This is a genomic window from Verrucomicrobiia bacterium (assembly GCA_026414565.1).
In the GTDB taxonomy this organism is placed as follows: Bacteria; Verrucomicrobiota; Verrucomicrobiia; order Limisphaerales; family Fontisphaeraceae; genus Fontisphaera.
Map to the genome: position 1 here is coordinate 1 of JAOAIT010000069.1, position 4869 is coordinate 4869.

General features: G+C 64.9%; 4 protein-coding genes. All 4 read left to right on the forward strand.

Going from position 1 to position 4869, the window contains the following annotated elements; translation table 11 throughout:
• Positions 1-228: hypothetical protein (locus tag N3J91_16305; GenBank protein ID MCX8157975.1), on the forward strand; the 228-nt coding region annotated here is incomplete at its 5' end.
• 275 nt (positions 229-503) lie between these two features.
• On the forward strand, positions 504-1913 hold the full coding sequence (locus N3J91_16310; GenBank protein MCX8157976.1) for a glycoside hydrolase family 140 protein: 1410 nt from the start codon (positions 504-506) through the stop codon (positions 1911-1913).
• Positions 1910-3982 (forward strand): hypothetical protein, encoded by a 2073-nt coding sequence (locus N3J91_16315; protein MCX8157977.1) that lies wholly within the window; start codon positions 1910-1912, stop codon positions 3980-3982. Before N3J91_16310 ends, N3J91_16315 begins: the two co-directional genes overlap by 4 nt.
• 75 nt (positions 3983-4057) lie before the next feature.
• Positions 4058-4869, forward strand: an 812-nt coding sequence (locus N3J91_16320; GenBank protein MCX8157978.1) for a hypothetical protein, incomplete at its 3' end; no start/stop codon positions are given.

Genomic DNA, 4869 nt, shown 5'->3' on the forward strand with positions numbered 1-4869 from the left:
CACCAACGCGTGGGCATGCCGTCCGAATGGCGCTCCCTGGGCCGCGCCCTCTCTTCCGGCCGCCGCGATCTGCCGGTGTTGGCGGCGGACAAGGCGGGCAACTTGTACGCGGCCAGTTTTGGCGGGCGCTGGAATGCGCGCTTGAATGGCCAGTGGGTTGGCGAGCAACGCCTGCCCGCGCCGGCAGGGGAAACGCGCGTGGTTATCCGCGCCAACCAACGGGATTGAGAGAACCGGTCCGGCGCCGCCGGCCCGGCAGGGAATGCCAAGTGAGTTGCGAAGGCTAATTATCTGAGGCATTGCCCAACCAACCCTTGGCAGGGGGCAACTTAGGATGCTGGGAGTTTTGGGCTTCAAGACAGGAAGAAACGCCTGGGATTCAGGCGATAGGGTGGCCGCACGAAAATGAAACCCACTCCTTGCATTATTTGGCTCGGGTTATGAAAGTGAAGCCGGGTAAGGGCCCGGATGCCGGGCGTGGTACTGATCAACAGTTCAGGACGATGAATGCTCCATTCCTTTTGGGGCGGGCGGGCCTTCTGGCGCTGACCATGCTGGTGGCGGCTGGGGCCATGGCAGCCCCGCTGCCTGCATTGCGCGTGAGCGACAACCAACGCTTTCTGGTCACGGTTGAAGGCCGGCCCTTTTTCTGGCTGGCCGACACCGCCTGGCAGTTGATTCATGATTTGAATGAGGCGGAGATGCGCCGCTACTTTGCCGACCGGCGCGACAAGGGTTTTACGGTCATTCAAACGGTGGTGCTGGCCGAGCTGCGCTTTGATCAGCCCAACGCTTTCGGCCATTTCCCCATCGAACCGCAGCGACCGGACCGGCCCATCGTCAAGGACGGCCCAGACAATGATTATTGGGACGATGTGGAGCGGGTGTTGCGGCTGGCCGCCGAGCACGGGTTGTATGTGGGGTTGCTGCCCACGTGGGGCAAATACGTGATATCCGACTGGCAAAACGGCCTGGTGGACGGCTTCTTCAACGTGACCAATGCGGAGGCCTACGGGCGCTTCATCGGCGGGCGGTTCAAGGAGCACTCCAACATCATTTGGATTTTGGGCGGCGACAAGGCCTCGCCCACCGACGCGGCCAAGGCGATTTGGCGGGCGATGGCGCGCGGCATCGCGGTGGGCGTCAGCGGCGCGGAAGATTACTCCAAGGTGCTGATGACCTATCATACCAGCGGGCCGGGCAGCACGGCCTGGTTTCTCAATGACGAGCCATGGCTGGATTTCCACGCCCTGCAATCCGGCCACGGGCGTTGGGCCATGAACTGGCTGCTGGTCGAGCATGCCTACACCATGAAGCCCACCCGGCCGGTGATTGACCTGGAGAGCAGTTACCCCGGGGTGCGGCACGGACGCCCGCCCACGATGGCCACCGACGACGACGCGCGGCGGGCGGGGTATTGGGCAGTGTTTGCCGGGGCGGCGGGACATACCTATGGGCATCACAGCATCTGGCAGATGCACTCACCCAAATATGCAAGTGAATGGAAGCCAAAAGCGTACTGGTACGAAGCCCTGGATGCCCCCAGCGCCCGCCAGATGGGGTACTTGCGAAAGTTGATCGAATCGCGGCCTTTCCTCACGCAGCAGCCCGACTTGTCCCTGCTGGCCTTCGAGCAAACCAAACCGTGGGAAATGTGTCTGGCGCTGCGCGGGCAGGGTTATGCCATGGCCTACACGCCCACGGGCCGCACCTTGGAAATCCAGATGGGCAAGATCCCGGGCGAGCGGGTGCGGGCCTTGTGGTTTGATCCGCGCACCGGCCAATACACGGAGCTGGGCGAGGTGGACAACCAGGGACGCCGCCTTTTTGACCCGCCCGGCGAGGAACAGCCGGGCAATGACTGGGTGTTGGTGTTGGAAAGCAGCGTTAACCGCAAAAATAGGACGCAATGAAACCATTCGATCGGAGCATTTTGGCTGCTTTGGCTTGGCTAAGCGGGGGGTTGCTGATCTGCGGCCTGGCTGTGCTGGGCGCGGAGACCAACGCACCCGCGCCCTTGCGCTACACCGTCTCATGGATCGGCAACACCTTTTCCGGTGGCGACGCCGGCTGGGTGCCGCAGGACGTGCAGGACATTTGTGTGACCGCCGACGGGACGGTCTATACGACGGTCGGCTGGGAGGAGCACCGGGGAAACATCGCCGCGTTCAAGGACGGTCGGCTGGTGCAGCAAACCGCGCATTGGAAACGCGGCGGCATTGACCGCCTGGTGGGCGAGTCCATCGCCGCCAATTCCCGGTACGTCTTTTTTGCCACCGGCAAAAGCGGCCCGGGCGATCACGACGGCAAGGTGATGGGCACCAACCTGGCCCGCCGTGACCGCACAGATATTGCTGCGCGCACGACTGAGAAGCGGGCGGAAATTGGCGTGAAAATTCGCGGCGTTACCGCCACTGAGGACCGCGTTGTTGTGGCCTGCGCCGACGGCCGCGTGCGCGTGTTTGACGTGGAATTGCAACCGGTGAGCGAATGGCCGGCCCCTGCGCCGGGGGAGCTGGCCGCGGACGCCTCCGGCAACGTGTGGGTGATTGACACCGACGCCAAAGTAGTGCGGCGCTTTGACGCGCAGGGCCGGGCTTTGCCGCAGGTGGTGAAGCTGCCGGCGGGCGTGGTGCCGGCGGATGTGGCGATCACCCCCGGCCAGCGCTTGTTGGTGGCCGATGCCGGCACCAACCGGCAGGTGCTGATTTACCGGCAACTGGACCGCACCCCGCAGTTGGAGCGGACCCTGGGTGAGGCAGGCGGAGTGTTTGGCGGCCGCACACCGGGCGCATTTGGCGATCGCCGGTTCATCGCGCCGATCGGCGTGGGCGGCGACGCGCAGGGCAACGTGTATGTGGCCTGCGGTCCGTATGCCGGCACGCACGGCGGCACGGCAATCATTCAAAGCTACGCCCCCAACGGCCGGTTGAACTGGCGGGTGATGAGCACCGAATGGCTCGACACGGTGGACGTGGATCGGTCCACCGACGGCACGGTGTTGTTTGGCAGCAAATACCGGTACACCCTCGATTTGTCACGGCCGCCGGGACAACAGTGGTCGCTGGCGGCGATCACCCTGCATCCCGAGAAATACCCGGAGGATCCGCGCCTGAAGTCAGCGGCCATTGGCGGGGGGTGGCATCGCGTGGTGCAGGGGCAGGCGTATCTGTTCATGCCCGACATGAATGGCGGCAACCTGTACGTCTTCCGCCTGGACCCGCGGCGCGAGGGCGAGATCGCCGTGTTTTGCGCGCACTTCAGCACCAAAGAGCTGTGGGTGGACGTGAACGGCAACGGGCGCAAGGACACCGGCGAGAGCGCGCCCAGTCCGTCCGGCGAGACGCGGGGCTGGTTTGTGGAACCCAACGGTGGCGTGTGGCAGGCGCCGTTGCGCGGCGGGATTTTCCACTATCCGCTGGCGGAAGTTCAAGCTAATGGCGTGCCGGTGTACCGGCCGGCGGAGCGCAAGAGCTTTCCTGTGCCCGCCCCATTTACTGAGCTGCGGCGCATTGTGTATGACCGCGCCACGGACACAATGTACCTGGGCGGCTCCACCGCGGAGGCCCGGGCGGAGCACTGGAAGCCCATGGGGCCGAACCTGGCGCGCTTTGACGCCTGGCACGGCGAGCGCCGGCTGGCGTGGCACGAGGTGTTGCCGCACGAAAAAGGCAGGGGCGGGCACGAATCCTACGAGCCGTTTGATTTCGCGGTGGAGGGTGACTTTGTTTTCGTAGTTTATGCCGGGCAACTGCCCTCGCGCAAAATGCCGCCGGGCACGGTAATGGTATTCGACAAGCGTGACCGGCGTTACCTGGGGCACCTGCAACCGGACGGCCTCCGTACCGGGGCGGTGCCGATGGACGCCCTGCAGGACATGGTGCACAGCCTGAATGTTTTCCGCCGCGCCAACGGCGAGTACCTGATTTTCATCGAGGACGACGGTTACACCAAGAACGTGATGTATCGTTGGACTCCCTGAGTCCACCACAACATGCGCCCTATGAGATCCTCCTTACACCACCTTCCCCTGGTCCGTTTTTGTCTTGTTGTTTTCTTGCCCGCTGCCTTGGCTGGCGCCGTGCCCGCCCTGCAGCCGGAGCGGGTAGGTGACGGCGCCTATCCTGACCTGGCCGCGGATGCCGTGGGGGGCCTGCATCTGGTCTATGTGCGCGACGGCGCGCTTTACTACCGGCATCGCCCCGCCGGGGCGTCGGCCTGGGCGCCGGAGCAGGCAACCGGCCTGCGTGCAAAGAGTCCGCACCGCAGCGACCCCGAAGTGGTGGTGGACTCCCGCCGGCAGCCGCACGTGATGGTGGATGGCGGTTATGCGTGGCGCGAGAATGGCGCTTGGAAAACGCTCGATCCGGGCGTCGAGCGCGACACTGCCATGGCGATTGACGCCAGGGACAACATCTACATTTGCCGCCGCGGCGGCGCGCAGGGCGGCTGGCTGGGGTTGCGCTTGCGCCGGGCGGGCACAGACCAGTTTGTGAGCCTGCCGGACCCCGATGTGGCGGGCGGCCTGCCCAAGGGCCAAAACGATCATGTGTACAGCCATGTCTTTGTCAGTCCCAAGGATCAGTCGGTGCATTTGGTGTACCGGCACGGCGCGCCCACCCGCTGCGCGTACCGCGTTTCCACCGACGGCGGCCAGAACTGGGCCGGCGGCGGCATCAGCGACGATGACCTGGAAGCCCCCAGCGGCCTGGCCCTGGCGGACGGCTCCCTCTATGTCATTAGCGGCAATGGCACCGTACACCAACGCGTGGGCATGCCGTCCGAATGGCGCTCCCTGGGCCGCGCCCTCTCTTCCGGCCGCCGCGATCTGCCGGTGTTGGCGGCGGACAAGGCGGGCAACTTGTACGC

What these genes read in the sequence shown, in the direction of transcription:
- N3J91_16310 (MCX8157976.1), top strand. Translation starts at nt 504, where the DNA reads ATGAATGCTCCATTCCTTTTGGGGCGGGCGGGCCTTCTGGCGCTGACC.
- N3J91_16315 (MCX8157977.1), top strand. Translation starts at nt 1,910, where the DNA reads ATGAAACCATTCGATCGGAGCATTTTGGCTGCTTTGGCTTGGCTAAGC.